Raw genomic sequence first — 25982 nt, forward strand, 5'->3', positions numbered from 1 at the left:
AAACACTTAGCGAGACAAATCATCATGGCCCGAAAACTGAGCATGAAGATGGCGATCAACGAAGCCATCGACCAGGAAATGACCCGCGATCCGAGCGTGATTCTGCTTGGCGAGGATATCGTCGGCGGCGCCGGCGCGGACGGCGAGAAAGACGCGTGGGGCGGCGTGCTGGGCGTCACGAAAGGACTGTACGCCAAGCACGGCGACCGGCTGCTCGACACGCCGCTCTCCGAATCGGCGTACGTGGGCGCGGCAATCGGCGCGGCGGCGTGCGGCATGCGGCCGATCGCGGAATTGATGTTCATCGACTTCATGGGCGTGTGTTTCGACCAGATCTTCAATCAGGCCGCCAAGTTCCGCTACATGTTCGGCGGCAAGGCCGAAACGCCCGTCGTGATTCGCGCGATGGTCGGCGCGGGCTTTCGCGCGGCCGCTCAGCATAGCCAGATGCTGACGCCGCTTTTCACGCATATTCCCGGTCTCAAGGTCGTCTGTCCGTCCACGCCTTACGACACCAAGGGTCTCTTGATTCAGGCGATTCGCGACAACGACCCGGTCATCTTCTGCGAGCACAAGAACCTCTACGGTTTCGAAGGCGAAGTGCCCGAGAACTCGTATGCCATTCCGTTCGGCGAGGCCAACATCGTGCGCGACGGCAAGGATGTGTCCATCGTCACTTACGGGTTGATGGTGCACCGCGCGCTGGAGGCGGCCGCGACGCTCGCGAAGGAAGGCATCGAAGCCGAGATCGTCGATCTGCGCTCGCTGTCGCCGCTCGATATGGACACCGTGCTCGAAACGGTCGAGAACACGGGAAGGCTCGTCGTCGTCGATGAAGCGAGTCCGCGCTGCAACATCGCCACGGATATCTCGGCGCAAGTCGCGCAGCGAGCGTTCGGCGCGCTGAAAGCGGCCATCGAAATGGTCGCGCCGCCGCACACCCCCGTGCCGTTCTCGCCGACGCTTGAAGATCTGTACATTCCGAGCGCTGCGCAAATCGCCGATGCCGCGCGTAAAACGATGAAGGGAGGAAAGCACTGATGCCCGCAATCACACCTATTGTCATGCCCAAATGGGGCTTGTCGATGAAGGAAGGCACGGTAAACGAGTGGCTCGTGGAAGAGGGCGCGCAGATCGCCGTCGGCATGCCGATTCTCGATGTCGAAACCGACAAGATCGCCAACGCGGTGGAAGCGCCCGACGCGGGTACGTTGCGCCGCAGGGTTGCGTCGGCGGGCGACACGCTGCCGGTGAAAGCGCTCCTCGGCGTGCTTGCGCCGGCCGAGGTTAGCGACGCCGATATCGACGCCTATGTGTCGTCCTACGAAACGCCGCCGGACGAGGAAGGCGAGGGCGACGAAGCGGCGTCGGCATATCACTTCGTCGATGTCGACGGCATTCGCGTGCGCTATGCCGCGCGCGGCGGCGACGATGCGGGCAAGTCCGCGGTGCTGTTCATCCACGGCTTCGGCGGCGATCTCGACAACTGGCTCTTCAATCTCGACGCGCTCGCCGAACACAATCGCGTGTTCGCGCTCGATTTGCCGGGCCACGGGCAATCGACGCCTAAGGTGCCGGGCACGACGCTCGCGGATCTCGCGCGCTTCGTCGCGCACTTCATGGACGCGGTGAATATCGAAAAGGCGCATCTCGTCGGGCACTCCATGGGCGGCGGCATCGCCGCGCAACTCGCCGTCGATGCGCCCGCGCGCGTGCAGTCGGTCGCGCTCGTGTCGCCCTCCGGTTTCGGCGATGAAGTGAACAACGCGTACACCGAGGGTTTCGTGAGCGCACAATCGCGTCGCGAGCTGAAGCCAGTGGTCGAGCTGCTGTTCGCCAATCCGGAGCTCGTCAGCCGCCAAATGCTCGACGACTTGCTCAAGTACAAGCGTCTGGATGGCGTGAGCGAAGCACTGACTGCGCTCGGTGGCGCGCTCTTCGGCGGTGGCAGCCAGAGCGGTCAGCCCGGAAGAAAGCTCGAGGAAAGCGGCAAGCCGGTGCTCGTGATCTGGGGCGCGAAAGACCAGATCATCCCGGCGGCGCATGCCGAAAACGCGCCGAAGCATGCGACCGTGCGCGTATTCGACGATGCCGGGCACATGAGCCAGATGGAGAAAGCCAACGAGGTCAACGCGTTGTTGAAGGAGCATGTGGGCAAGGGCGTCTGATCGCGCGCAGGGTCGAGGCAACGCGCCGTCGAGGCGGCGCGTTCTCAGCCGCGCGCCCGCTTCTTCGCTACTATGTGCGATGTCGCTGTCACCGCGCGTCCTGACATCCACTCCATGCCCTTCGAATTGCTCGATTTCGAAACGCTGCCCGGCGATCCGCTGCAAGCCGAGGAAGCGCTGCTCGACCGCGCGAAAGCGGGCGATGCGGTGGCGCATCTGTGGGAAGCGCCGCGCTCGCTGATCGTGCCGCGCAGTTATCAGCGTTATGCGCCTTTGGCCGATGCTCGCGATGAATTCGCGCGACGCGGCTGTCCCGTCTGGCTGCGTTTGTCGGGCGGCGGGCTGGTTCCACAAGGTCCCGGCATTCTCAATCTGAGTCTCGCGTATCCCGTGCACGCGCCGATGGGCGCGCTTGCCGAGCCGGTCTATCTGCATCTGTGCGGCATCATCGCGGATGCGCTCAACACCCTCGGCGTGCTCACGCACTGGCAAACGGTCGAAGGCTCGTTCTGCGATGGCCGCTTCAATCTCGCCTGGGGTCCCGGCCACGATGCGCGCAAGATAGCCGGCACGGCGCAATACTGGCGGCGCGTGTCGTCGTCCCTCGACGAGCAACCGCGCCATGCCGTGCTAGCTCACGCCGTTCTGCTCGTCGATGCCGATCCCATCGAGATCAACGAGCGCGCCAATGCGTTCGAGGCGCTCATCGGCAGCGGGCGGCGCTATGAAGAGATGAAAGTGGTGACCGTGGCGCAAGCGCTCGCCTACGAAGGTTTCGGCATGCCGCCCGGGCTGCGCGAGCGCGTGCGAAATGCCATCGCGGCGCGCGTCGTGGCCGCCGATTTGCCGCAAGCTCCTCTCTAACGCAGCGCTCATCGACCATCGAGGTCATCATGCCGTTCAGACTCGCTTCGAACGGTTTCTTTTTTGCGCTGTGGGTGGCGGTGTGCGCCGCCGCGCCCGAGTTTCTCTGGCAAGGGCTGTTCTCGCTCTTCGGACATTTCTCCTTCAGGGATGCCGCCGCCGCGTTGCTCATCGGCGCGATTCTCGCGTTCTTCGTCGAGCCGCTGCTGGAGCGTTTGCGCGGGTTGCAGGGACACGTGCATCGCGCGGAGAAATCGCCCGCTTTCGCCGCTTGCGAGGCGTTGAGCTTCGCGGTCGTCGCGGTGTGCGTGCACGAAGCGATCACCGTGTATGTAGCGGCGAGCCATTCGAACGAACAGGCCAGCGAGAACCTCGCGAAGGCGGTGGGACAGGCGCTGCAATGGGCGGCGATCCCGTTCGTCATCACGATTGCGTGGATGTCGGCGCGCGGGGCAGTCTGGATGATGTGGACCGCAGCCGGGCTCGCCGTGATCTTCAGCTATCTGACCGGCGTGCTCTTCGAATGGCAGACGCACGTGCTGGTCACGAGCGTGATTCCGGCGATTCTCGCGCTGATCTCGGGATGCATCATCGTGCGCGAACAGTGGGATGCGGACACGTTTCGCCGCTGCGCACGGGCACTCGCGGTGATCGCGCTTGCGTGGCTCGTGCTCTCGGGCGCGGTGCAATGCGTGCTATGGCTCGCGCACGTGCAGTCGTTTCGCCTTTACGACACAGCCGAATTCTTCAGCGATCTGCGGTTTTATATCGGCTGGGTGACCGGACTGCTCGTGGCGCCGGGAATCGTGGCGCCGGCACTGGCGCGCCCCGACGATGATCAATGGAAACCGCGTCTCTGAGCTGCGATGCCTTCGTAAAAAAAGCGCCGCTGAGGAAGGCTCAAGCGGCGCGTGTCGATGTCAGCTCGAAGGCGGAGGAGGCGGTGGCATGCCCGGCGGAGGTGGCGGTGGCGGCGCGTAATACGCCGCGCCGTTCGGTGGCGCCGTGCGCAACGGACCTGCGACCGGAACACGATCGCCCGCTGCGTACATGCACTGCAGATACGCGTAGTCGTAGCGGCGCTGCACGCCGTAGCCCGACGTTTGCGCCGCACCCATGCCGACCGCGCTGCCGGTCAACAATCCCGCGCCTGCGCCGATAGCCGCACCCGTGCCGCCGCCGAACGCCGCGCCCGCTGCCGCGCCGATGGCGGTCCCAACCACGGCACTCCCCACCGCGCTGTTCGTCGCGGCCTGATCTGCGGTGACGCCGCCCGTTTGCTGAAACGCGAACTGACGGCACGACGCGTCGTCCGCGCGGAACTGGTCGAAGGTCTTGCCGGTGCCGGGCAGCGCCATCACGCTGGGTCCGGTCGGCATGACCGTGCACGCGGACAGACCCAAGCCTGAGAGCGCGAGAAAAATAACGAGCCTGCGAGTATTCATAAAAGCCAGCTTCGATTCAATTCGATGGCGGCGGGGGTTGCGCCGGAACTTCGCGCCATCCACCGGGACACTGCTTGACATACGGGTAGTACGTGCGCGATCCCTCGCAGTAATACCAGGTGCCGCCCGACTGAGCCTGAGCCTGTGATTGGTCGGGCTGCCCTTGCTCGACATAAGTGGTCGGCGCGGCGGGCGCCGGAACGATGACCTGCGGCGGCGCATAGTAGTACGGCACGGGCGCGACCGGATACGGGTAGTACAGCGGCCCGCCGATAAACACGCCGACGTGACCGCCCGCGTGCGCCGTGGCGGCGAAACCCGCCGCGGCAAGCGCCGACAACGCGATGAGAGCCTTCACGCGATTCACGACATTTCTCCAAAAATTATCGCCTGACCCGTTACCGTACAGCATGGAGAATTCCTGCCCGGACCGCGTTTGGCGTATTTTTCTACGCTATTCCAGTTGCGGAGGAAATTCAATTACGGCTCTCCCGATGAATCTTTCGGCGCGTTACCCCGTAACAAGTTGCGGCATCGATCAGGCGCGAAGGATGGTCACGCCTGCTTGTTCGATGGGATCGGTGAGACGTGCATCCGTCGCACTTTCGACGATGACCGTCTGTGCAAGCTCGATATCGCCGATACGGTATGGCGATGCCGCGTTGAGCTTGGCGGCAGACGCGAGCACGACGGTCTCCGCCGCGCGCGCCGCGAGCGCGCGCTTGATATGCGCTTCCTCGAAATCGCCGGTGGTCAGCCCGGCAGTGGGATGAACGCCCGTGACGCCCATGAAATACAGATCGGCGTGGATATGCGACATCGCTTCGACGGCCGCCGCGCCGACCGTGACGATGGAATGCTTGAAAAGCTTGCCGCCGATCAGCACGACTTCCACCGTCGCGTGTTCGGCGAGCGCGACGGCCACGCTCGGACTATGCGTGACGATCGTAACCGCGAGGCTCGCGGGAAGTTGTTGCACGAGCAAGGCCGAAGTCGTGCCGCCGTCGACGATAACGATTTGCCCCGGTTCGATCATCTCAACGGCGCGCCGCGCGATACGGCGCTTCGCCTCCGATTCCATTTCCTGCCGACGCGCAAACGGCGCCACGGCCGGAGAAGCGGGCAGGGCGCCGCCGTGCACGCGTTGCAGCAGACCTTCCGCAGCCAACTCGCGTAGATCGCGGCGCACCGTGTCTTCCGACACGCCGAAGCTCGCGCTCAACTCGCTGGCGAGCACCTGACCGTCGCGCGAGAGGGCGTCGAGGATTGTTTTCTTGCGTTGACTCGTGAGCATGATCGTTGCACGAATTTGCTTGTAATTGCACGAAACTGCACGTTACCATGGAAGCCACCACCACGCCATGGAAGACTGCAATGACTGAGACCAAGGAACGAGTACGCGTGCTCGATACCGCTGTTTTATCCGACGACTGGTACGTGCTGAGAAAGGTGACTTTCGACTTTCTGCGCCGCGACGGCACGTGGCAGCGTCAGAGCCGTGAGACCTACGATCGCGGCAACGGCGCGACCATCTTGCTGCGTAACCGGCATAACGGCCACGTGCTCCTGACGCGCCAATTTCGCATGCCGGCTTTCGTCAACGGCCACGACGGCATGTTGATCGAAGCGCCTGGTGGCCTGCTCGACAACTCGACGCCGGAAGAACGCATCCGCGCCGAAGTCGAGGAGGAAACCGGGTATCGCGTGCAGCACGTCGAAAAGATCTTCGAGGCGTTCATGAGCCCCGGATCGGTGACGGAGAAACTCTACTTCTATCTCGGCGAATACGACGGCTCCATGCGCGTCAGTGACGGCGGCGGCGTGGAGGACGAAGGCGAGGAAATCGAAGTGATCGAGGTGCCGTTGGAGAAAGCGCTGGCCATGATCGACAGCGGAGAAATCGCCGACGGCAAGACCATCATGCTGCTGCAATACGCCGCGCTGAAAGAGCGCCGCGATCAGGCGAGCAGCGAGACGGCCTTTACCTGCGCCCAGACCCGCACGCCCGCGACAAACCCTAGCCGGTCCAGCGAATAACGCGTGATGCGCGCGAGGAGCGGCGAGCCGTCCACGTCGAGGCGCACGACGACTTGCGCGGGGTCGGCATCGTCGGCGATGTCGAACACGACTGCGGGCAGCAGATTGAGAACGCTGCTCGACGTGTGCGGTTCATTGCCGGCGATCAGGCTTACGTCGCGCGCTTTCACGGCGACACGCATCGCGCGGCCTCGTTCGACTGGCGCATGCACGACGGTGAGCGAGGCGCGGCCGCCCGGCAGCGCGAGCGACAGCAAACCATAACGCGCATCGTGATCGGCGACGATGCCTTCCAGCACCACCGATGCATCGTCGGCGAGCGCGAGCGGCAGATCGAGCCGCGCGAGCGTATCGGCAATTGCGCCGCTCGCCAGCGCGCGGCCGGCTTCGAGCAGAACGAGGTGATCCGCGAGGCGCGCGACTTCCTCGGGCGCGTGGGTCACATACAGCACGGGGATATCGAGTTCGTCGTGCAGACGTTCGAGATACGGCAGGATTTCGAGCTTGCGTTTCTGATCGAGCGCGGCGAGCGGTTCGTCGAGAAGCAAGAGACGCGGACTCGTCAACAGCGCCCGCGCAATGCCCACGCGCTGGCGTTCGCCGCCCGACAATCCGCCCGGATCGCGCTCCAGCAGATGCCCGATGCCAAGCAGTTCCGCCGCCTGTTCCAGGTCGACGCGTCGCTCGCTTCCCGCCACGCGATCGAGCCCATAGCGAAGATTCTTGCGCACGCTCAAGTGCGCGAAAAGACTGGCTTCCTGAAAAACGTAGCCGAGCGGACGCTTGTGCGTCGGCAGAAAAACGTTGCGGTCGGTATCGAGCCACACTTCGCCATTGACGACGAGCCTTCCCGCGCGCGGCCGTGCGAGTCCCGCGAGACAGCGCAGCAGCGTGGTCTTGCCGGAACCCGAATGGCCGAAGAGCGCGGTCACGCCGCGTCCCGGCAAGCGCAGATCGACATCGAGCGTGAAGCGGCCTTGTTCGATGAGAAAGCGCGCCTCGATGGCCTGACCGGTCGATGAGATTTCAGGCATGCACCGCCGCCGATCGACGGCTCGAATAGAGCAGCAACAGCACGATGAACGAGAACAGCACCATGCCGCCCGCGAGCCAGTGCGCCTGCGTGTATTCGAGCGCTTCGACGTGATCGAAGATCTGCACGGAAACCACGCGCGTGCGCCCGGGAATATTGCCGCCTATCATCAGCACGACGCCGAATTCGCCGACCGTGTGCGCAAAACCGAGGATCGTCGCGGTGACGATGCCCGGCCGCGCAAGCGGCAACACGACAGTGAAGAACGTGTCCCACGGTCCCGCGCGCAAGGTTGCGGCGGCTTCGAGCGGACGGCTGCCGATGGCTTCGAACGCGTTCTGCAGTGGCTGCACGACGAACGGCATCGAATAGATGACCGAGCCGATTACGAGCCCCGCGAACGTGAAGGGCAAGAGGCCGATGCCCGACGCCTGAGTGAGCTTGCCGACGTAACCGTTCGGCCCCATCAGCACGAGCAGATAAAAGCCGATGACGGTAGGCGGCAGCACGAGCGGCAACGCCACCACCGCGCCGACGACACCCTTTGCTCGCGAGCGCGTGCGCGATAGCCACCACGCGACAGGCGTGCCGATGACGAGCAGAAGCGCCGTCGCCAGCGACGCCAGTTCGAGCGTCAGCGTGATGGCCTGGAGATCGGCGCTATCGAGCGGCATCGCGAACAATCAGAGCTGATAGCCGAACGAGCGGATCACCTCGGCGGCCTTCGGTCCCTTGAGGTAATCCTCGAACTGCTTCGCGACCGGATTGTCCTTGCCCTTGTTGAGAATGACCGCGTCTTGCTTGATCGGCTCGTGCAGCGATTCCGGCACGATCCACGCCGAACCGCTCGTGATCTTGCCGTTCTTGTAGATCTGCGAGAGTGCGACGAAGCCGAGTTCGGCATTGCCCGTCGCGATGAACTGCTGCGCTTGCGAGATGCTCTGCCCTTCGACGATCTTCGATGCCACCGCCTGCGTGAGCCCGAGCTTGTCGAGCGTCTGCGTGGCGGCAAGTCCGTACGGCGCGGCTTTCGGATTGGCGATCGCCAGATGCGTGAACTGGTTCTTCTTCAGCACTTCGCCTTTGTCGTCGACGTAACCTTCCTTCGCCGACCACAACGCGAGCGCCCCGGTCGCGTAAGTGAAGCGGCTTCCCGGCACCGTCATGCCTTCGCTTTCGAGCTTGGCGGGCGTGGTGTCGTCGGCGGCGAGGAATACTTCGAAGGGCGCGCCGTTCTTGATCTGCGCATAGAACTGACCCGTCGCGCCGAACGAAGCGACGACCTTGTTGCCGGTATCCTTTTCGAAGTCCGCTGCAATGGCCTGCACGGGCGCCGTGAAATTGGCCGCCACGGCAATCTGCACTTCGCCTGCAAACGCCGACGAAGCGGCGAAGCCCACCGCCAACGAAAGCAAAGTGCGCAACAAACGAGTCTTCACGTAAAGCTCCTTGGGTTCTGTTTTATTGGCTGCACCGGATTGCGCGCTGCTGGTCTTGGATCTTCGCGCGGTCATGGAATCCGGCGAGCACCGTAATATATACGACTATATTGCGTTCGGGCATGCTCGCTGCATCACATGACGAGTATGGGTCTCCTCGGATGATTTCGTGTGAGTGAGACTCATGAAAATCGATTGACCGCCGCCGCGATGTTCGCCGAAACTTTGCAAATCATCCGCCTGGAACTGAGCACGGCTCAACTTTCGGTGGCAAGCATAAGGAGACAAGGACATGTCCGACGCCATGAATCTGCAACGCATCAAGCTCTCGGTGACGGGACACGTCGCCCGCGTGACGCTGGATCGCGCCGATGTACGCAACGCCTTCGACGACGCGACCATCGTCGAACTGACTGCCGCCTTTCGCGCGCTCAACGACGACACGAGCGTGCGCGTCATCGTGCTCGCGGCGAACGGCCCGGCCTTTTGCGCGGGCGCCGACCTCAACTATATGAAGCGCATGGCCGGTTATTCGGAGGCGGAAAACCGCGCGGACGCGCTCCGGCTTGCGACCATGCTCAACACCATCTACACGAGCGCGAAGCCGGTGATCGCCAGCGTGCAGGGCGATGCCTACGCGGGCGGCATGGGCCTCGTCGCCGCGTGCGATATCGCGGTGAGCGCGGACAGCGCGAACTTCTGCCTATCGGAGGCGAAGCTCGGGCTCATGCCCGCGACCATCGCGCCTTACGTCATTCGCGCGATGGGCGCGCGCGCCGCGCATCGCTACTTCGTGACGGCCGAGCGTTTCGATGCGACGGAAGCGCTGCGTATCGGCTTCGTGCATCAACTGACGACGAGCGGCGAGCTCGACCGAACCGTCGATGCAATGGCGAACAACATCGCGTCCAACAGCCCGAACGCCGTGGGCGAGTGCAAGCGGCTGGTGTCGGAACTCGCGGGCAAGGTCATCGACGATTCGTTGATCTCCGATACGGCCGAACGCATCGCGCGCATTCGGGCATCGGACGAAGGGCGCGAGGGCGTGCAGAGCTTCCTCGAAAAGCGCAAGCCGTCATGGCTCGGGTGACGCGATGATCACGCTGCATCATTGCGTGAGCGCGCGGTCGTTCCGGCCGCTTTGGGCGCTCGAGGAAATCGGCGTGCCGTACCAACTGAAGATGCTGCCGTTTCCGCCGCGTGTGGTGGCCCGCGAGTTCATGCAAGTGAACCCGCTCGGTACGATTCCGGCCTTCAATGACGACGCGCTTTTCATGACCGAATCGGCTGCGATTTGTCAGTATCTTGCGGCGCGTTATTCGCCCGGCGCGCTGGATGTCGCTTCGCACGAAGCGGACTTCGGCCGCTATCTCAACTTCCTGCACTTCGGCGAGGCGACGCTCACGTTTCCACAGACGCTCGTCTTGCGTTACACGTATCTGGAGCCGCCCGAGCGCCGGCAGCCGCAAGTCGCCGAGGATTACGCGAAGTGGTTTCATGCGCGTCTGCGCACGCTCGTGCCGCTGCTGGAGCGCGAGGCTTTTTTGTGCGCGGGGCGGTTCACGGCCGCGGATATCTCGGTTGGTTATGCGTTGATGCTCGCGGAGCATATCGGTTTGCACGAACGCTTCGCGGAGCCGATCGCCCGCTATTGGTCCCGATTGCGCGAACGCGATGGTTTCCAGCGAGCCATGCGCGCGCAAGGCGACGCGGCTGTCGCGCAGGGCGTGTCGCCCGATCCATCGCCGGATATGCGGCCGTTCGGCTCGCGCTAACAGCCTTCCGGCTCGACGCGTGAAGGCGGGCGCACGTCGTCCCTCCTTCACATCCCCCCATCCGCGGGGCTGTGCGGAACGCCATCGAACCTTAATCTGCTCATCAGGCGCTCACGTTTGCGAGCGCAAATCAGACAGACGAGGTAACTGGCGATGTACGTCTTCTCCTGGCTCTTATCGATGATCGTCGCGCTCGTGGCAACGGGCACGATTGTATTCGCGATGCCGCGCTCGGCCGCCGACGAACTCAGCGTAGCGACCGCGCCGCACACTTTCTTCAGCAGCGAATTGAATCGCATGACGACGATGCTGGCGTCGTGCGTGACAGACGCAGACTGACACTAATCGAGGCGCGCCGCACGATGCAAAGGCGCTCCCGGTTAGCGGTTTCGAATCAGCACGTTGCACTGATTTCCATAACGATATCCACAGGCTTGTGCAGAAGATCTGTGGACAACCAGGGCCGGGGGCGCCCTGGAAACGAAAACCCCAACCGGCGCACGGGGAGCGCTGGGGAGACCACATACGATGAGACGCGAAGGCGTCCAGGCGAGCGGGGCCAATAGGTTCGATGTTCGATGCGAACGAAAATTCACCGCGCGGAAAAGCGCAGGGGAGACCAACAGTCAATGCGGGGAACGAGGCGCGCGGGGGTGCGCTTCGGTGGTGAGACGTGCGTAAGCGCCGCAAGCGGGCGAAAAAAAAGCCCGCTGCATTGAGCGGGCTTGAATCCATATCGGTTGAGACATGGAGGAGACAAGGCTTAGTATAAACCCTTACCCATCCAAGTCAAGCGTCAAACCAAAAAATTTGCGCTGGGGAAGGGCATCGTCAAGCAAGTCTGCTTCGGTCATTGCTTGCCGAGACTGTGGTAGTACGCCGCGAGATTGGCGATATCCGCCTCGGACAGGGGTTTCGCGACCATCGACATCATTTCGTTCTGGCGCGCGCCCGTGTGAAAGTCGGTCAGCGCCTTCACGAGATACTCCTCCGTCTGACCCGCGAGGTTGGGCGCTTCCGGCAGCTTCGACATGCCGTCGAGCCCGTGGCACGCCTGACACTGTGCCGCCTTCGCGCGCCCCGCCTTGATATCGCCCGCTGCGATCGCGACGCTGGATACCGCCAGCATCAGGCTCGCCACCACGGCTGTCTGCGCCGGCCGCATCACTTCGACCCCGAATACGAAATACGATAGATGGCGCCGGCATAGTCGTCGGATACCAGCAGCGAGCCGTCCTGCAATACCTGGACATCGACCGGGCGTCCCATGTACTCGCCGCTCGAAGTGAGCCAGCCATCCGCGAAGACTTCCGGTTCGCCCGCCGTGCCGTCGTCCTTGACGGGCACGTACATGATGCGTGCGCCGATGGGCTTCGTGCGATTCCACGAACCGTGTTCCGCGACGAAGATGCCGCCCTGGTACTTGTCCGGGAACGTCTTCGCGTTATAGAACGACATACCGAGGTCGGCCGCGTGCGCCGCGAATTCGACTTGCGGATACACCAGGTTCGCCGGCGGATTCTGATCCTTGTAGTCGACGGTCCGCACCTTGCCGCCGCCGTACCACGGGAAGCCGAAGTTCTCGCCCGCCTTGGTCGCGCGGTTCAGTTCGCCCGGAGGAATGTCGTCGCCCATGCCGTCGACCTGGTTGTCGGTGAACCAGAGCGTCTTGTCCTTCGGATTGAAGTCGAGGCCGACCGAATTACGCACGCCGTGCGCGTAGGTTTCGCGGTTCTTGCCGTCTTGATCCAGACGGATGATGCCCGCGAGCCCGTTCTTATCGATATCGGCGAGTTTGTCTTTCGGCGGCACGTTCCACGGCTGGCCGAGCGCGATGTATAGCTTCTTGTCAGGCCCGATACGGCACGCGCGCGCGCCGTGATTGAAGCTCTCGAACGTCGCCGGGATCAGCTTGCCTTGCGGCACGACGACCGCCGCGGCCACGTCCGGCCCGCCGTCGCCGAAGAACTGGGCCGCCGGGAAACCGAGCACGCGATTCTGCTCGACCACGTAAAGCACGCCATCCGGCGAGAAGCAGACGCCGTTCGGCACCTTGAACGTGACCGACGAGGCGAATTGAACGACGTCATCCGCGACGCGCCTTTTGGTTCGATCCGTCACCTGCCATACGCGATTCTTGCGCGTGCCGACGAACACCACGCCCGTCGAAGGCTCGATAGCCATGTGCCGCGCTTCCGGCACGATTGCATACAGGTCGATCTTGAAGCCTGGCGGCAGTTTGATCTGCTTGAGATTTTCGCGCAGCGCGTCGGCGGTCTGACCGCCTTGCGGCACCTTTTCGGCCTGACTCGTGCCGGTCTGCTTGAAGTTGGACAGCGAATTGAGATTGTCTTGCGCGGCGTTCGCATACGGCAGGCAGGCGAGCATGGCGCCGACCGCCAACGGCAAAAGCTTGAGCGTTGCGTTCATCTGGTTGTCTCCTTGTTGTTACGGCTTATTGAACCTCACTGAACAACACGACTGATGACTCTCGCCGAAGGAGACGGCGTCACGCGAACCTCGACCAAGCACGCGTATCACGACGCCGCTGCCTACGGTAGCAACAATCTTAGAATACGAATCGCCCGCTGCAAGCAGCGAGCCGGCTTTTTTCACGCGCTGATAAAAAGCGTCGGCAGCTATTTCCTGCCATCGAAGAGAAAGACGTTGGCACGGTCGGGGCTCGGCAGCGCGACCAGCAGGCGCGGGCCGTCGAGCACGGCGGCGCCCTTGACGGTCGCGTCGGGCAGCGGGCAGGGCGCGGGGCCGAACGTCACCGAGACGTCGTAGGCGTTCGCGCCGTGACGCGGCGCCACCGTTCCCTTGAAGATGCAACCGGCGCTCGTCGTGCCGGCGGCGTAGCCATCGGCGGCGACGGTGATGCGCGTGGTCGTCGCGCCTCCGAGCGACATTCCGCGGCCGCTGTAGAGGCCGCCAGCGTTGGCGAGGCTCGGTCCGGTGTCGAGCATCGGCGCGGCGTTCACGTTGAAGGCGAGGCCCGCGCCGCCGTTTTTGCTTGCGACCGTGCCGCTTACGGCCGGCGCTTGCGCGAAGTTTGCGCTGAAGTTGGCGGCGGTGGCGGGCGCCCGGCCCACGCGATAGTCGAACGCCGAGGTGCTCGCGAACTTGCCGTCGCTCGTCTGCGTGCCGCCCGTGGCGATGGCGACGCCCGACAGGTTCGTGCCGCGCGTGTCGTTCGGAGTGCCGTAGAAGAGATACGCCGAGCCATCGAAGAGCACGAGCAGCGTGGCATCGGCCTGACCGTTGTCGATTGTCCCTTTGTAGACGCCGCCCGATGGCAGCGTCGTCGTGACGGTGCCGGGCGGTGGCGGAGCGGAAGAGTCGGTTGCGCAGGCCGCGAGCGCGAGACTCAGGGCGAGCGGCAATGTGAAAGTCAGCGGGACTGGCGGCTTGAATCTTGTGGTTATCGTCACTCTGGACTCCGGTCTCGATCGAGGCGGCATCGTGCGATGCGCGCGGTGAACGTCCTGTATAGGCGCTGAAAAAGCACAGGTCAAGCACGATGCACGACCGTGCGGCGCGCCGAGTCTTCCTCGTTCAGCGTCTTTACGACGGCTTCATGGCGATGCGATCGGAATGCAGACGTGGTGAAACTCGTAAGTGACGCCGTCTCGTTCGAACATGGCTTGTTCGCTTAGTAAGCGCCTGCGATCGGCAACAGCAGATAGGGCAGCAGCGCTTCGTAAGACATGGCCGTCGCTTGCGTGTCGGGCAAGGTGGGCGCGGTATCGATCACGGGTGCGTCGCGCCCGATGTCGATGTCGACGAGCGATGCGCCTGCGATGGGTGTCGGTTCGATCTTCATTTTCCCCTCCTGTCATGCAGCGTGTGAGGGGAAGTCTGGGCGCGAAGAGTTAGGAAAGCGTGAGGCCGCAAGGCTCTTGCGTCAGGACGCGCGTCTCAAGCGGGACCGTCGAGCCAGTTTTCGATCTTGACGCCTGATCAGAAAACTACCCCGATCGGCCAATCCCATTGATATGTATCGATCATCCAAGCAAAGCCAACAATGCAACCGGAAATGCGCTTCACGCCTTCGAAGCCATTTCCAAAAACCCCTTCACCGCCGCCCCTTTCTCGAACCGCCGATACACCACCGCGACTTCCGAAGGCACCGGCTTTCCCGCGATCTCGCGATACTCAACGCCCGGCACCGTCACGCATTGCGCGAGCGATCGTGGCACGACCGCCACATCGCCGCCGAGCGACACATGCGCGAGCACATCCGACAGCGTGCCCGGCTGTCCGGCGATGTGCGGCTCGAAGCGCCCGCGTCTTCCAACCTCGAGCGTGCCGGACTCCTGCTCCGGCAACACGAACGACTGACCACGCAGTTGCGCGGGCGTGATGGTTTCCGTTTCCGTCAGCGGAGAATCGGCCGGCAGCGCGACGATGAACGCATCGCGACGCACCGTGCGCACCTCGACGCCATCCGGATACGGCACGGGCGGCCGCACGTAAGCGATATCGATATGACCGTCGATGAGCAGCGCGCCCGCCTCGCGCATGACGATCTCGCGGATACCGATGGCAACCTGCGGATAGCGCACACGAAAGCCGCGCACGTGTGTCTGCAGCACGCCCGAATAAACCGCCGAACCGACGTAGCCGATCACGATCCTGCCCAGCTCGCCGCGCTCCGCCAGCGCCGCGCGCTCGGCCCCGCGCGCGAGATGATCGAGCGCGCTCGATGCCTCGACGAGATACGCCTCGCCCGCCGCGGTCAGCGCCACCGAGCGCTTCGTACGCTGAAAAAGCCGCACGCCAAGGAGCCGCTCCGCTTCCTGAATTTGTCGCGTGAGCGCGGGCGGCGCAATGCCGAGTTCATCGGCGGCACGCGTGAAATGCAGATGCCGCGCGACGCTCAAAAAGCAGCGCACATGGCGCAATTCCACTGGCATGAGAGCCTCGCTTCGTATTGTCGAATGCATCAATTATTCAGCGATTCTATGTCAATGACAGACAAGAGCGATCTCACTAGCATCGATAGCTTCATCGTCAACTTTCGCCCGCCATGTCCGACACCGCCGATGTCTCGCCGAACCGGTCCGCCGCGCGCTTCGTGCTTCTCACCGCATCGGCGACTTGCGCGCTGATCACGCTCGATACCAACGTCGTCGCCGTGGCGCTGCCATCCATCGCGCGCGATTGCCACGCCGGTTTCGCCGATGTCGAATGGGTCGTGAGCGCCTACATGGTCGCGTTCGCCGCGTGTCTGCTGCCGGCGGGCGCGCTCGCCGACCGCATCGGCAGAAAGAAGATGCTGATCGCCGGGCTCGCGGCGTTCGCGCTGGCCTCGCTCGGCTGTGGCCTCGCGCCTTCCGCGTTCGCGCTGAATCTGGCGCGCGCGGCGAAGGGCGTCGGCGCGGCAATGCTGCTCACGTCCGCGCTCGCGATCATCGCCAACACCTTCCACGAAGGCGCGGCGCGCGCTCGTGCATGGGCGATCTGGGGCACCTGCATGGGGATTTCGACGACCGTCGCGCCACTCGTCGGCGGCGCGATCACGCAATGGTTCGGCTGGCGTTGGATCTTCCTCATGAACCTGCCGATCTGCGCGCTGCTCGCGTGGTGCGCGTGGCGCGGCATGCGCGAGTCGCGTAATCCGCATGCGGGATCGCTCGACCTGCTCGGCAGCGCGATCTTTGCCGCGTCGCTTTCGCTCGGCATCTGGGCGCTGATCGGCGGTCAGGCCGATGGCTGGACGAGCTGGCGCACCGAAGCGCGCCTGGCCGCGTGCGCGGCGCTCCTGGTCGTGTTCGTGCGCGTGCAACGCTCGCGCGCGCATCCGATGATCGATCTCTCGCTGTTTCGCGAATCGCGCTTCGTCGCCGCCGTGCTCGCCATGTTCGGCTACGCGGCCTGCGCGCAAGTCATGATGACGTTCCTGCCGCTTTATCTGCAAAACGCGTTCGGCTTGACCGCGGTGCGCGCGGGCGTCGGCATGTTGCCGTTCGCGCTCGCGATGATCGCCGGGCCGCATCTCGGCGCGGCGCTCGGCAAGCGCGTGCCTGCAATGGCGCTGCTCACGCTCGGGCTTGCGACCATCGGCGTGGGCAATCTGCTGACGGCGTGGTTCGCGTCGATGTCGTATTACGGGCTCATCGCGGTCTCGATGATCGTCACCGGACTCGGCGCGGGCATCCTCAACGGCGACACGCAGAAGGCGATCATGGCGTGTGTGCCGGCGCATCGCACGGGCATGGCGTCGGGTATCAGCACGACGACGCGCTTTACGGCCATCGTCACGTCGGTGGGCGTGCTCGGCGCGGTGCTCGCGGCGTGCACGAAAAGCGCGCTCGATCTGCAGGCGAGCGGCTTCCCTGTCCTCATGCACGCGCTCGATGAAACCTTCCTCTCGCGCGTGCTTGCGGGCGATCTGGCACACGCGGGCGCGGGCGGCAACGCGGCTGTCGTCGCGATCGCACGTGCGAGTTTCGCGAGCGGCTTCGCGGCTGCGTTAGGTGTGGCGGGCGTGAGTGCGTTGCTCGTGGCGTCGTCAGTGTGGGTGCTTGCCGGACGCAGCGAGCGGGCTAGTGCTGTGCGAGTCGACGCGTAGAGAACCATCCGGTGCGCGGCAGAATCAGCGGGATAACCCCTATGGGTGAAGATCCGCCCGCCGTTTACTGTATCGATACACTAAATCGATACAGCCGCGACCAGCGCACTGCGATCCGCGGCTCTCAGGAGACAAGACATGCAATCGACATCCCGGCGACGCTTCCTTCAAACCGCCTCGGCGGCCTCGCTCGCGGTGGCGGGCGGTGCGTTGCCGTCGCTCGCACGCGCGCAGGCGCCGGTCGCGCTGCGGCTTTCGTCGTCGATGCCCGCGAATCAAAACGCCGCGCACTACGTCTGGTATCAGTACCTGGCTGAAAACCTGAAGGCGAGCGTGGGCGAGCAGATTCGCATCGACTATTTTCCGAACAATCAGCTCGGCAAGGAAAGCGACGTCGTTCAGCAAGTGAAGGTCGGCGCGGTCGACATGATGGTGACGGGCTCGTCCATCTGGGCAACGGTTCTGCCCGAACTCGGCATGCTCGATCTGGGCTATGTCTTCGATAACTTCGATCACGTCGGCCGCGCGATGGACGGCAGCGTCGGCCAGAGCTTCGACAGCCTGCTGCAAAAGCGCGCGGGTTGCTCGGTCATCACGTGGGGCTATTCGTTCGGCGGCCGCAACGTGTTCACGAAGAAGCCCGCGCACTCGCTCGCGGAAATCAAGGGCGTGAAACTGCGCGTGCTGCCCACGCCCGCTTTCATGGACACGTTCAAGCTGATGGGCGCGGTGCCGACGCCCATTCCCATCGGCGAGTTGTACATGGCGGCGCAAACCGGTGTAGTCGACGGCTTCGAGCACGACTGCGCGACCGTGCTCGCGAGCAAATACGACGAAGTGGTGAAGTCGTGCTGGCAGACGCAGCACGTGTTCAGCCCGCTCGTCGTCGTGATGGGCCGCCGCTCGCTCGACAAGATTCCCGCGAATCTTCGGCCGGCCTTCCAGAAGGCCGCGCAGGATGCGACGGCGAAGCAACGCACGGTAGCCGTGCAGACGGCGGCGCGCGCCGAGCAGGAACTGAAGCAGCGCGGCATGACTTTCTTCCCGATGTCGCCCGCGGACCGCGAGACCGCGCGTCACGAAATGCAGACGCAGTTGTACGCGAATTTCGCGAAACAGTATCCCGCGACCGCGCCGCTTTTTCCGGCCATCGCCGCCGCACGAGGCTAAACGCCATGACCTCTTTCTCCGCGACGCCCGGCCCCGAAGCGCAGCTTGCGGCCGCGCCCGGCTTCGGCCAGAAGACCGCGCTCACGCGCGCGCTCGCCGTCGTCATGCGCTGGATCGAATACATTTGCGCCGCCGTGCTCGCGGCCGATGTGATCGTGGTGTTCGTCTCCGTCATCTATCGCTACTTTCTGCACGATCCAGTCGATTGGGCCGAGGAGATCGCGCGCGCGTTGATGATCGTGCTGGTCTTCTTCGGCGCGGCGACCGTGCTTGCGCGCAGTCAGCATGTCGGCGTCGATCTGTTTCGCGCGGCGCTGCCCGCACGCTGGCAACCGGCGCTGATTCAGGCCGGGCATTGGATCATCGCGGGCGTGGCGGCCAATCTGTGCTTCTCGTCGTGCCTCTTGCTCGTCGATTCCTACGGCCAGATGACGCCAAGCGGCCTGCCCGCGTGGATCAACGTGTATCCGCTCGTTGCGGGCAGTGTGTTCATGGCGGTGTTCGCGCTCGCCAATGCATTGAACGGGCCGCGCAAGACGGTGTTCGGCGCGCTCATCGGTTGCGTCGTGGTCGCGGCGGCGCTGTTCGGCTGGAACGCGCTCATGCCCGATCACGCGATCAAGCCGGGCATTCTGCTCGCGGCCGGTTTCGTCGGCGGACTCGTGCTCGGCGTGCCCATCGGCTTCGTGCTCGCGTTTTCCGCGTTGCTGTATTTTCTCGCCGAGCCGACCCTGCCGATCCTCGTCTACTCGCAACAGGTGATGGCCGGCGCCGACCACTTCGTGCTGCTCGCCATTCCGTTCTTCGTGCTTGCGGGCTTGCTGATGGAAACCAACGGCATGTCGTCGCGGCTGATCGAACTCCTGCTGCGTATTTTCGGTCGCGTGCGCGGCGGGCTCGGTCTCATCACTATCATGGCGACGGCGTTCTTCTCAGGCGTGTCCGGCTCGAAGCTCGCGGATATCGCGGCGGTCGGCGGCGTGGTCATGCCGGCCGTGCGTCAGAGCAAGCAGGACCCGAACGAAGCGGCGGCGCTCCTCGCGTGCAGCGCGGTGATGGCCGAGACCATTCCGCCGTGCGTGAACATGATCATCATGGGTTTCGTCGCGAACATTTCCATCGCGGGGCTGTTTCTCGCGGGCGTGGTCCCGGCGGCGGTGCTGGCGCTCGCGCTTGCCGTCGTCGCGGTGATCTTCGGGCGTCGTATCAACGTGGCCGATGCGCTCAAGAACCCGCGTGCGTTTCTGCCGCTGATGGGCGGCGCGTTCGTCGCGCTCGTGATGATCGCGATGATCGGCAAGGGCGTGACCTCGGGTATCGCGACATCGACGGAAGTGTCGGCGTTCGCCGTGGTCTATGCGCTCGTGGTCGGCTGGCTCGCGTTTCGCGAACTCACGCCGCGCAAGGTGGCGCGCGTGTTCGTGCGTTCGGCGTCGATGGCGAGCAGCATCCTGTTCATCGTGGCGGCGGCGTCGAGCGTGTCGTTCGCGCTCACCATCGAGCAGATTCCCGCGCTCGTCTCCGATGCCATGATCAACTTCGCGCATCAATACGGACCGACGATGTTCCTGTTGCTGTCCGTGCTCATCATGATCGTATTCGGCGCGGTGCTGGAAGGCGCACCCGCGCTTATCATCTTTGGACCGCTTCTCACGCCGATCGCCACGCAGCTCGGCATCAACCCGCTGCACTTCGGCACGGTGATCGTCGTGGCGATGGGGCTCGGTCTGTTCGCGCCGCCCGTCGGCTTGGGGCTTTTCGCGACCTGCGCGATCACCGGCACGGAAATGAAGGCCGTCGCGAAACCGATGGTCAAATATCTGGTGGTGCTGTGCGCCGCGCTCGTGGTACTCATTCTGGTGCCATCGTTTTCTCTGTGGCTGCCGACCCGGCTCGGCCTGTAGCCTGTTGTCCGAAGTCCGAAACAAGAACTTTCATGAGCACCATTCAGGACGTGGCCCGCCACGCTGGTGTATCCGTAAGCACGGTTTCCAACGTGCTCAACGGCCGCACCGACCAGATGCGTCAGGAAACGCTCGCGCGGGTGCAGGCCGCGATGACCGCGCTGCAATACCGTCCGAGCACGCTCGCGCGCCAGCTGAAGACCGGTCAGACGCCGCTCGTCGGCTTGCTCGTGCCGTCCATCGCCAATCCGATGTACGGCTATATCGCTCGCGAGGTCGAGACTTACGCGCAAGAGCGCTACGGTTATCGCGTGCTGATCGGCAATACGTATCGCGACCCGGCGAAGGAAGCGTCGTTCTTCGAAGATTTGCTCTCGCACGGCGTGCGGCGCGTGATCGTGATCTCATCGCTCGCGGATGAGCGCCATCTGGAAACCGCGGCCGAGCGCGGCATGGTCGTCGTGAGCTACGACCGGCGCGCGACCGAAGGCGAGACCACGCGCATCGATCACGTCACGCCGGACAATTTCGAGGCGGCGCGGCTCGCGACGCGGCATCTCATCGCGCATGGTCACACACGGCTCGGTTATGCGACGCTCGCCGGCATGACGCTGAGCCGGCGCGACAAGATTCGCGGCTTTCTCGCCGCCGCCGAGGAAGCGGGCCTCGGCCACGGCGCGCGCGTGCTCGACAGCGGCCCGGTGAACGAATACGGCGACTCGATGATCGCGGAGAACGGTCGCGCGCTCGCACGCCAACTCTCGGAAGACGCCGCGCGGCCGACCGGAATCGTCGCGGTCAACGACCTGATGGCGCTCGGTCTGATGGCCGGTCTGCGCGAATCGGGCTTGCGCGTACCGGACGATATGTCCGTGGTCGGCATGGACGGACACTTTCTCGCCGCTATCTCGAACCCCGCGCTCACGACCGTGCAACTGCCCGTTCCTGCGATGGCCGCGGCCATGGTCGAGCGCGTGATGCGTCAGCAAGACGACGCTGTAATCGATTCCGCGCAGGCGCTATTCACCGACATCACGCTCGTCGAGCGCGAATCGGTGGCGCCGCCTGCCGCAAAAGCAACGTAGAAGCCCTTCAGGACCGAGACATGAACAAGGTTTTCGTGAGTCATCCCCGGCACATGCTGGAACACTATTTCGGCGCACGCGCGAGCGCGGCGCTCGACGCCATCGCCGATGCGACCTACAACACGGAAGACCGCGAACTCACGACCGCCGAACTCATCGCGGCCGCGCGCGATGCCGACGTGATCATCGGCTACCGGCAGACCCCCGCGCCACGCGAACTGTTCGCAGCCTTGCCGCGGCTTGCCGCGTTCGTGCGCTGCGCGGTGGATATCCGTACCATCGATGTCGATGCCGCCAGCGATCATGGCGTGCTCGTCACGCAGGCGAGCGCGGGCTTCGTGCCGGCGGTATCGGAATGGGTAATCGGCGCGATGATCGATCTGGGCCGCGCCACCACGGCTTATGCGTCGGCATACCATCGCGGAGAGATGCTGGCGCCGAAGATGGGTCGCGAGTTGCGCGGCAGCGTGCTCGGCGTGATCGGCTACGGGCAGATCTCGCGCTATCTGTGCGAGCTTGCGCTGGCGTTCGGCATGCGCGTGGTCGTGTCCGATCCGCACGCGAAGATCGACGATGATCGCCTGAGTCAGAGCGATCTTCCGGCCTTGCTCGCCGCCGCCGACTTCGTGGTGTGCCTCGCGCCCGCGAACGATGCGACGCGCAATCTGATGAACGCGCAAGCCTTCGCGACGATGAAGCCGGACGCGTATTTCATCAATGCGGCGCGCGGCGAACTCGTCGACGACAATGCCTTGCTGGCCGCGCTGCAAAGCGGCCGTCTTGCGGGCGCGGCGCTCGACGTGGGGCGTGCGCCGGACCAGATGCCTTCGCCGGCGCTTTGCGCGCACGAACGTGTCATCGCGACGCCGCATGTCGGCGGCCTCACGCCGGCTGCGATCGAGCATCAGTCGATGGAAACCGTCGCGCAAACCGAAGCGCTGTTTCAAGGGCGCATGCCGATGGGCGCGGTCAATCCACGGCATGCGTTCAGGCTCGCGCAGCGTGAAGCGCCGAAAGTCGACGCCATTTCGAGCGACGCGCGATGAACGCCTGCGATTGCCACCTCCACGTCTACGACGACGCTTACCCGCTTGCACCGAGCGCGACGTTCCGGCCGCCATCGGCGCCTGCATCGGCTTATCGCGAAGTACAGCGCGCGTTGGGCTTGTCGCGTGCGATCGTCGTGCAGCCGACCGGCTACGGCTTCGATAATCGCTGCACGCTCGCGGCCATCGAACAACTGGGCGAGGGCGCACGCGGCATCGCGGTCGTTCCGCCCGACGTCGACGATGCCGAATTGCAACGTCTGCACGAAGCCGGCATACGCGGCGTGCGCTACATGATGTTTCCTGGCGGGCTGCTTGCGTGGGACAGCATCGAGGCGATGTCGGCACGTATCGCGCCGCTTGGCTGGAACATCGATCTTCAGCTCGACGGACACACGCTGCCGCAACACGAGGCGCTGCTCGCGCGTTTGCCGTCGAAGCTCGTGATCGATCATATCGGCAAGTTTCAGGGGCCGGTCACGCCTGCAAGCGATGGCTTCGCGTCTCTATGCCGCCTGCTCGACGGACCGCGCTGCTGGATCAAGCTCTCGGCGCCTTACGAGAGTTCACGCAGCGGTGCGCCGGAATACGACGACATCGCGCCGATCGTGCGCACGCTGGCCGCGCGCTATCCGCAGCGCGGCGTGTGGGCGTCGAACTGGCCGCATCCGAACGTGCAGCCGGTTCCGGATAACGCGAGCCTGCTCGACTGGTTTTCTCATTGCATGCCCGATAAAGCCACGCGCGGCAAAATCCTCGTCGATAACCCCGCCGAGCTTTACGAATTCTGAAGCCTGTTCCATCCTATGCTTGAACAGCCACGGCTCAAGGAGCACGCGATGAACACACTCGAAGGAAAGACCGTTGTCGTCACTGGCGGCTTCGGCAGTCTGGGGCTTGCGACCGCGCGCGTGCTGGCCGAGCGCGGGGCACGCATCGCGCTCATCGGCAAGGACGCGCGGCACGACCCGTTGCCCGCGCCGCTTGCGGATGCGTTCATCGTCACGGGCGCCGATTTGTCGGATGCAAAAGCCGCGCAAGCCGCGCTCGACGCGATCGCGCAAAAGCTTGGCGGCGTGCAGGCGCTGGTGAACGTGGCGGGCGCGTTTCGCTGGGAAACCATCGCGGATGGCAGCGTGGACACATGGAACCTCATGTTCGATGTGAACGTGAAGACGGCGCTCAACGCATCGAAGGCGGCCCTCGGGCTCATGCGCGAGGGCGGCGGGCGAATCGTCAACGTGGGCGCGCTGGCGGCGTTGAAAGCGGGAGCGGGGATGGGCGCTTATGCGGCTTCGAAGGCGGCGCTTCTGCGTCTGACCGAAGCGCTTGCCGAAGAGCTCAAGGATCGAGCCATTACCGTGAACGCGATCCTGCCTTCGATTATCGATACCGCACAGAATCGCGCCGATATGCCATCGGCGGATTTCTCGCGCTGGGTGCAGCCGGAGGAACTCGGCGCGGTGATCGCGTTTCTCTTGTCGGACGATGCGCGCTCGATCACGGGCGCGGCGATTCCGGTGGCGGGGCGGGTTTGAGCACGCTCAATCGTCCGGCTCTGTACTCTGCAGCCAATGATCTGGCGCATGTGCGCTTCATCAATCGCCTCCTCTCGACAACCGCTTGAAGAATTTTGTCGCTGCCCTATCCTTTCTGCGTCGAGTGTCCGAAGCTACGCAACCACGGCGAACCAATATTCGCCAAGCCGCCCGTTTTTGAAACCCAAGGGCCGGTGCAGCGACAGTTTTAGCAACTGAACTACCTGAGAACGACGCAACACGCAATGATGGACGATCTTCAAAAGCAAGCAGAACTACTCCGTCAGAAGCTTAACCAAGCTCCGAACTCGCCAGCCGCCCATAACAACCTTGCCCTAGTGCTTCGCCGATTGGGCCAAACATCGGAATCCGAAGCGCTGCTTCGAAAAGCTTCAGCCCTGAATCCAAATTCACCGGATATAGCGTTTAATTTGGGCCTTGTACTACTCGACGAAAAGCGCAACGAAGAAGCAGAGTCGGCATTTCGTCGCGCGCTCGAGCTTCGACCGGGCTTATCCGAAGCAAGCCTCGTGTTAGGTGCTTTGACCAAGACTTCGGGTCGTGTCGTGGAGAGCGAAGCGCTTCTGCGGGTGGCTATCGCCGGGCTTCCTCACTCGGTCGATGCTCACGAGTTGCTTGGAGACGTGCTCCGTTTGTTAGGAAGATGCGATGAAGCCGAGGCCGAACTGCGTCAAGCGTTGTCGTTGAACCCGGCCTCTTTTGAGGCGAACATCTCGCTCGGACTCGTACTGTATGCGCTCAATCGCCTGCCTGAGGCTGAAGCTGCCGCCAGACAGTCGCTCGCGTTGCGCCCGGGCAGCGTGCGTGCCCGCTTGATGCTCGGCCTGACGTTGCTGAAGGACGGAAAATATAAAGACGGACTGATGAATTTCGAGTCTCGTTATGAGGAGTCGCCGGAGTGGGAAGCGGCTGGCGCGGTATCTCCCTACGTACAGGCGTCGAGGATTCCGATTGCGATGTGGCGAGGGGAATCACTTGAGGGCAAGTCGCTCGTCATCGCGCCTGAGCAAGGGTTAGGCGATGCAATCCAGTGCATTCGCTTCGTGCCGTTACTTCGACGGCTTGGAGTCTCCAAACTGACCGTGGTGTGCGACGCCGCGCTCATGCGCCTGTTTTCTCTCGTCGATGGTGTGGATGCCGTGAGCAATGTCAGTCATCCGCAAGAACTGTCCGGATGCGATTTCTGGTGCTACATGATGAGTCTGCCTCATAGGCTCGGCATCACACTGGACATGCTGCATTCGAACGGACGCTATATCGACGTCCCTGAAGAGAATGTGCAGTTTTGGAAACAGCGGATCAACGCGTCATTAACGAATGGCAGATACAAGATCGGGCTTGCTTGGAGCGGTTCAAACGATCTTGGCAACCCTTCGTCGGTGCTTCCGCCCGAGTTGCGCGACAACATTCGCCGTTCCGTGCGCCTCCAACAACTTCTTCCTCTTCTTCGTATTTCGCAGTGTACGTTTTTCAGTCTCCAGAAAGGCGGAGAAGAAAGACAGCTCGCCGAGATTCCCGAAGCCGTTCGACCTCTCGACCTTATGAGCAATGTTACCGATTTTCTCGACACGGCCGCGATTATCGAGAATCTGGATCTCGTCATCACCGTGGATACCTCGGTTGCGCACTTGGCTGGCGCGCTCGGCAAGCCGGTGTGGATACTGTCGCGATTCGACGGCGACTGGCGCTGGCTGCTCGATCGCGAAGACTCGCCGTGGTACGCCTCCGAGCGCGTTTTCACGCAAAAGACACGCGGCGACTGGGATGAGGTGATCGCTGGAGTAAAAGAGCGGCTGACAGCATTTTGCAGTGGCTTGAGCGGGTAAGGGTTTCCAACTCCGCGTCGAGGCGTTCGAAAGCCTTTACTGTGTCGAGAGGCA

At 63.6% G+C, this 25982-nt stretch carries 27 protein-coding genes; 16 read left to right on the top strand and 11 right to left on the bottom strand.

Annotated features, from left to right (window positions below):
• Positions 1 to 24 precede the first annotated feature (24 nt).
• The 4 genes from ACYQ47_RS08055 to ACYQ47_RS08070 all read left to right on the top strand — a co-directional run bounded on the left by ACYQ47_RS08055 (position 25) and on the right by ACYQ47_RS08070 (position 3892).
• Positions 25 to 1041, top strand: coding sequence for an alpha-ketoacid dehydrogenase subunit beta (locus ACYQ47_RS08055; protein WP_244829866.1), 1017 nt, complete (start codon positions 25 to 27; stop codon positions 1039 to 1041).
• Positions 1041 to 2168 (top strand): acetoin dehydrogenase dihydrolipoyllysine-residue acetyltransferase subunit, encoded by a 1128-nt coding sequence (locus ACYQ47_RS08060; RefSeq protein ID WP_459905029.1) that lies wholly within the window; start codon positions 1041 to 1043, stop codon positions 2166 to 2168. The genes ACYQ47_RS08055 and ACYQ47_RS08060 overlap by 1 nt, the downstream gene beginning before the upstream one ends.
• Before the next feature lie 114 nt (positions 2169 to 2282).
• The gene (locus tag ACYQ47_RS08065) at positions 2283 to 3032 is read left to right on the top strand and encodes a lipoate--protein ligase family protein (protein ID WP_250468967.1); all 750 of its coding nucleotides are present in this window, start codon (positions 2283 to 2285) and stop codon (positions 3030 to 3032) included.
• A 29-nt stretch (positions 3033 to 3061) separates the two neighbouring features.
• Positions 3062 to 3892: a hypothetical protein gene (locus ACYQ47_RS08070; protein ID WP_250494389.1), complete on the top strand. Its 831-nt coding sequence runs from the start codon at positions 3062 to 3064 to the stop codon at positions 3890 to 3892.
• A 60-nt stretch (positions 3893 to 3952) separates the two neighbouring features.
• On the opposite strand, the gene ACYQ47_RS08075 is transcribed toward ACYQ47_RS08070, so the two are convergent.
• From ACYQ47_RS08075 to ACYQ47_RS08085, 3 genes are all read right to left on the bottom strand, one after another.
• Positions 3953 to 4477 carry a YMGG-like glycine zipper-containing protein gene (locus ACYQ47_RS08075; protein ID WP_244829862.1) on the bottom strand — a complete coding sequence of 175 codons (525 nt, stop codon included), beginning with the start codon at positions 4475 to 4477 and terminating at the stop codon, positions 3953 to 3955.
• 16 nt (positions 4478 to 4493) lie between these two features.
• Positions 4494 to 4844, bottom strand: a complete 351-nt coding sequence (locus ACYQ47_RS08080; protein WP_244829861.1) for a hypothetical protein — start codon at positions 4842 to 4844, stop codon at positions 4494 to 4496.
• Positions 4845 to 5015: 171 nt separating this feature from the next.
• Positions 5016 to 5771 (bottom strand): DeoR/GlpR family DNA-binding transcription regulator, encoded by a 756-nt coding sequence (locus ACYQ47_RS08085; RefSeq protein WP_309958267.1) that lies wholly within the window; start codon positions 5769 to 5771, stop codon positions 5016 to 5018.
• An 80-nt stretch (positions 5772 to 5851) separates the two neighbouring features.
• Here ACYQ47_RS08085 and ACYQ47_RS08090 point away from each other — a divergent pair, with 80 nt between their 5' ends.
• Positions 5852 to 6514: an NUDIX domain-containing protein gene (locus ACYQ47_RS08090; RefSeq protein WP_459905032.1), complete on the top strand. Its 663-nt coding sequence runs from the start codon at positions 5852 to 5854 to the stop codon at positions 6512 to 6514.
• Here the strand turns inward: ACYQ47_RS08090 and modC are convergent.
• The 3 genes from modC to modA are packed head-to-tail and all read right to left on the bottom strand — an operon-like array spanning position 6436 to position 8986.
• Positions 6436 to 7548: a molybdenum ABC transporter ATP-binding protein gene (modC, locus tag ACYQ47_RS08095; RefSeq protein ID WP_459905033.1), complete on the bottom strand. Its 1113-nt coding sequence runs from the start codon at positions 7546 to 7548 to the stop codon at positions 6436 to 6438. The genes ACYQ47_RS08090 and modC overlap by 79 nt on opposite strands.
• Positions 7541 to 8221, bottom strand: coding sequence for a molybdate ABC transporter permease subunit (gene modB, locus ACYQ47_RS08100; protein WP_459905035.1), 681 nt, complete (start codon positions 8219 to 8221; stop codon positions 7541 to 7543). Before modB ends, modC begins: the two co-directional genes overlap by 8 nt.
• A 9-nt stretch (positions 8222 to 8230) precedes the next feature.
• Entirely contained in the window at positions 8231 to 8986 is a 756-nt protein-coding gene (gene modA / locus ACYQ47_RS08105) for a molybdate ABC transporter substrate-binding protein (RefSeq protein ID WP_250510878.1), read from the bottom strand.
• A gap of 304 nt (positions 8987 to 9290) precedes the next feature.
• On the opposite strand from modA, the gene ACYQ47_RS08110 reads away from it, so the two are divergent.
• The 3 genes from ACYQ47_RS08110 to ACYQ47_RS08120 all read left to right on the top strand — a co-directional run bounded on the left by ACYQ47_RS08110 (position 9291) and on the right by ACYQ47_RS08120 (position 11100).
• Entirely contained in the window at positions 9291 to 10076 is a 786-nt protein-coding gene (locus ACYQ47_RS08110) for an enoyl-CoA hydratase/isomerase family protein (protein ID WP_459905481.1), read from the top strand.
• 4 nt (positions 10077 to 10080) lie between these two features.
• Positions 10081 to 10761, top strand: a complete 681-nt coding sequence (locus ACYQ47_RS08115) for a glutathione S-transferase family protein (RefSeq protein ID WP_459905036.1) — start codon at positions 10081 to 10083, stop codon at positions 10759 to 10761.
• A gap of 153 nt (positions 10762 to 10914) precedes the next feature.
• Entirely contained in the window at positions 10915 to 11100 is a 186-nt protein-coding gene (locus tag ACYQ47_RS08120; protein WP_250510881.1) for a hypothetical protein, read from the top strand.
• Positions 11101 to 11611: 511 nt separating this feature from the next.
• On the opposite strand, the gene ACYQ47_RS08125 is transcribed toward ACYQ47_RS08120, so the two are convergent.
• The 5 genes from ACYQ47_RS08125 to ACYQ47_RS08145 all read right to left on the bottom strand — a co-directional run bounded on the left by ACYQ47_RS08125 (position 11612) and on the right by ACYQ47_RS08145 (position 15680).
• Positions 11612 to 11926, bottom strand: a complete 315-nt coding sequence (locus tag ACYQ47_RS08125; protein WP_459905037.1) for a c-type cytochrome — start codon at positions 11924 to 11926, stop codon at positions 11612 to 11614.
• Positions 11926 to 13191 carry a PQQ-dependent sugar dehydrogenase gene (locus tag ACYQ47_RS08130; protein WP_244829851.1) on the bottom strand — a complete coding sequence of 422 codons (1266 nt, stop codon included), beginning with the start codon at positions 13189 to 13191 and terminating at the stop codon, positions 11926 to 11928. Before ACYQ47_RS08130 ends, ACYQ47_RS08125 begins: the two co-directional genes overlap by 1 nt.
• Positions 13192 to 13400: 209 nt before the next feature.
• Positions 13401 to 14195 (bottom strand): hypothetical protein, encoded by a 795-nt coding sequence (locus ACYQ47_RS08135; RefSeq protein ID WP_459905039.1) that lies wholly within the window; start codon positions 14193 to 14195, stop codon positions 13401 to 13403.
• A gap of 221 nt (positions 14196 to 14416) precedes the next feature.
• Positions 14417 to 14587 (bottom strand): hypothetical protein, encoded by a 171-nt coding sequence (locus ACYQ47_RS08140; protein ID WP_244829849.1) that lies wholly within the window; start codon positions 14585 to 14587, stop codon positions 14417 to 14419.
• 220 nt (positions 14588 to 14807) lie between these two features.
• On the bottom strand, positions 14808 to 15680 hold the full coding sequence (locus ACYQ47_RS08145) for a LysR substrate-binding domain-containing protein (protein ID WP_459905040.1): 873 nt from the start codon (positions 15678 to 15680) through the stop codon (positions 14808 to 14810).
• A gap of 113 nt (positions 15681 to 15793) precedes the next feature.
• On the opposite strand from ACYQ47_RS08145, the gene ACYQ47_RS08150 reads away from it, so the two are divergent.
• The 8 genes from ACYQ47_RS08150 to ACYQ47_RS08185 all read left to right on the top strand — a co-directional run bounded on the left by ACYQ47_RS08150 (position 15794) and on the right by ACYQ47_RS08185 (position 25928).
• Positions 15794 to 17338, top strand: coding sequence for an MFS transporter (locus ACYQ47_RS08150; protein ID WP_459905041.1), 1545 nt, complete (start codon positions 15794 to 15796; stop codon positions 17336 to 17338).
• 138 nt (positions 17339 to 17476) lie between these two features.
• Complete coding sequence (locus tag ACYQ47_RS08155; RefSeq protein ID WP_250469012.1) at positions 17477 to 18508, top strand: TRAP transporter substrate-binding protein; 1032 nt, start codon at positions 17477 to 17479, stop codon at positions 18506 to 18508.
• Between the two features lie 5 nt (positions 18509 to 18513).
• On the top strand, positions 18514 to 20412 hold the full coding sequence (locus tag ACYQ47_RS08160) for a TRAP transporter large permease (protein ID WP_459905042.1): 1899 nt from the start codon (positions 18514 to 18516) through the stop codon (positions 20410 to 20412).
• Between the two features lie 32 nt (positions 20413 to 20444).
• Positions 20445 to 21497, top strand: coding sequence for a LacI family DNA-binding transcriptional regulator (locus ACYQ47_RS08165; protein WP_244829842.1), 1053 nt, complete (start codon positions 20445 to 20447; stop codon positions 21495 to 21497).
• Positions 21498 to 21517: 20 nt separating this feature from the next.
• Positions 21518 to 22543, top strand: a complete 1026-nt coding sequence (locus tag ACYQ47_RS08170; RefSeq protein WP_459905043.1) for a hydroxyacid dehydrogenase — start codon at positions 21518 to 21520, stop codon at positions 22541 to 22543.
• Entirely contained in the window at positions 22540 to 23334 is a 795-nt protein-coding gene (locus ACYQ47_RS08175; RefSeq protein ID WP_459905045.1) for an amidohydrolase family protein, read from the top strand. Before ACYQ47_RS08170 ends, ACYQ47_RS08175 begins: the two co-directional genes overlap by 4 nt.
• Positions 23335 to 23382: 48 nt before the next feature.
• Positions 23383 to 24081, top strand: coding sequence for an SDR family oxidoreductase (locus ACYQ47_RS08180; RefSeq protein ID WP_459905046.1), 699 nt, complete (start codon positions 23383 to 23385; stop codon positions 24079 to 24081).
• Positions 24082 to 24326: 245 nt separating this feature from the next.
• Positions 24327 to 25928, top strand: coding sequence for a tetratricopeptide repeat protein (locus ACYQ47_RS08185; RefSeq protein WP_459905047.1), 1602 nt, complete (start codon positions 24327 to 24329; stop codon positions 25926 to 25928).
• Positions 25929 to 25982: the final 54 nt, after the last annotated feature.

Source organism: Caballeronia sp. HLA56, from assembly GCF_054655155.1.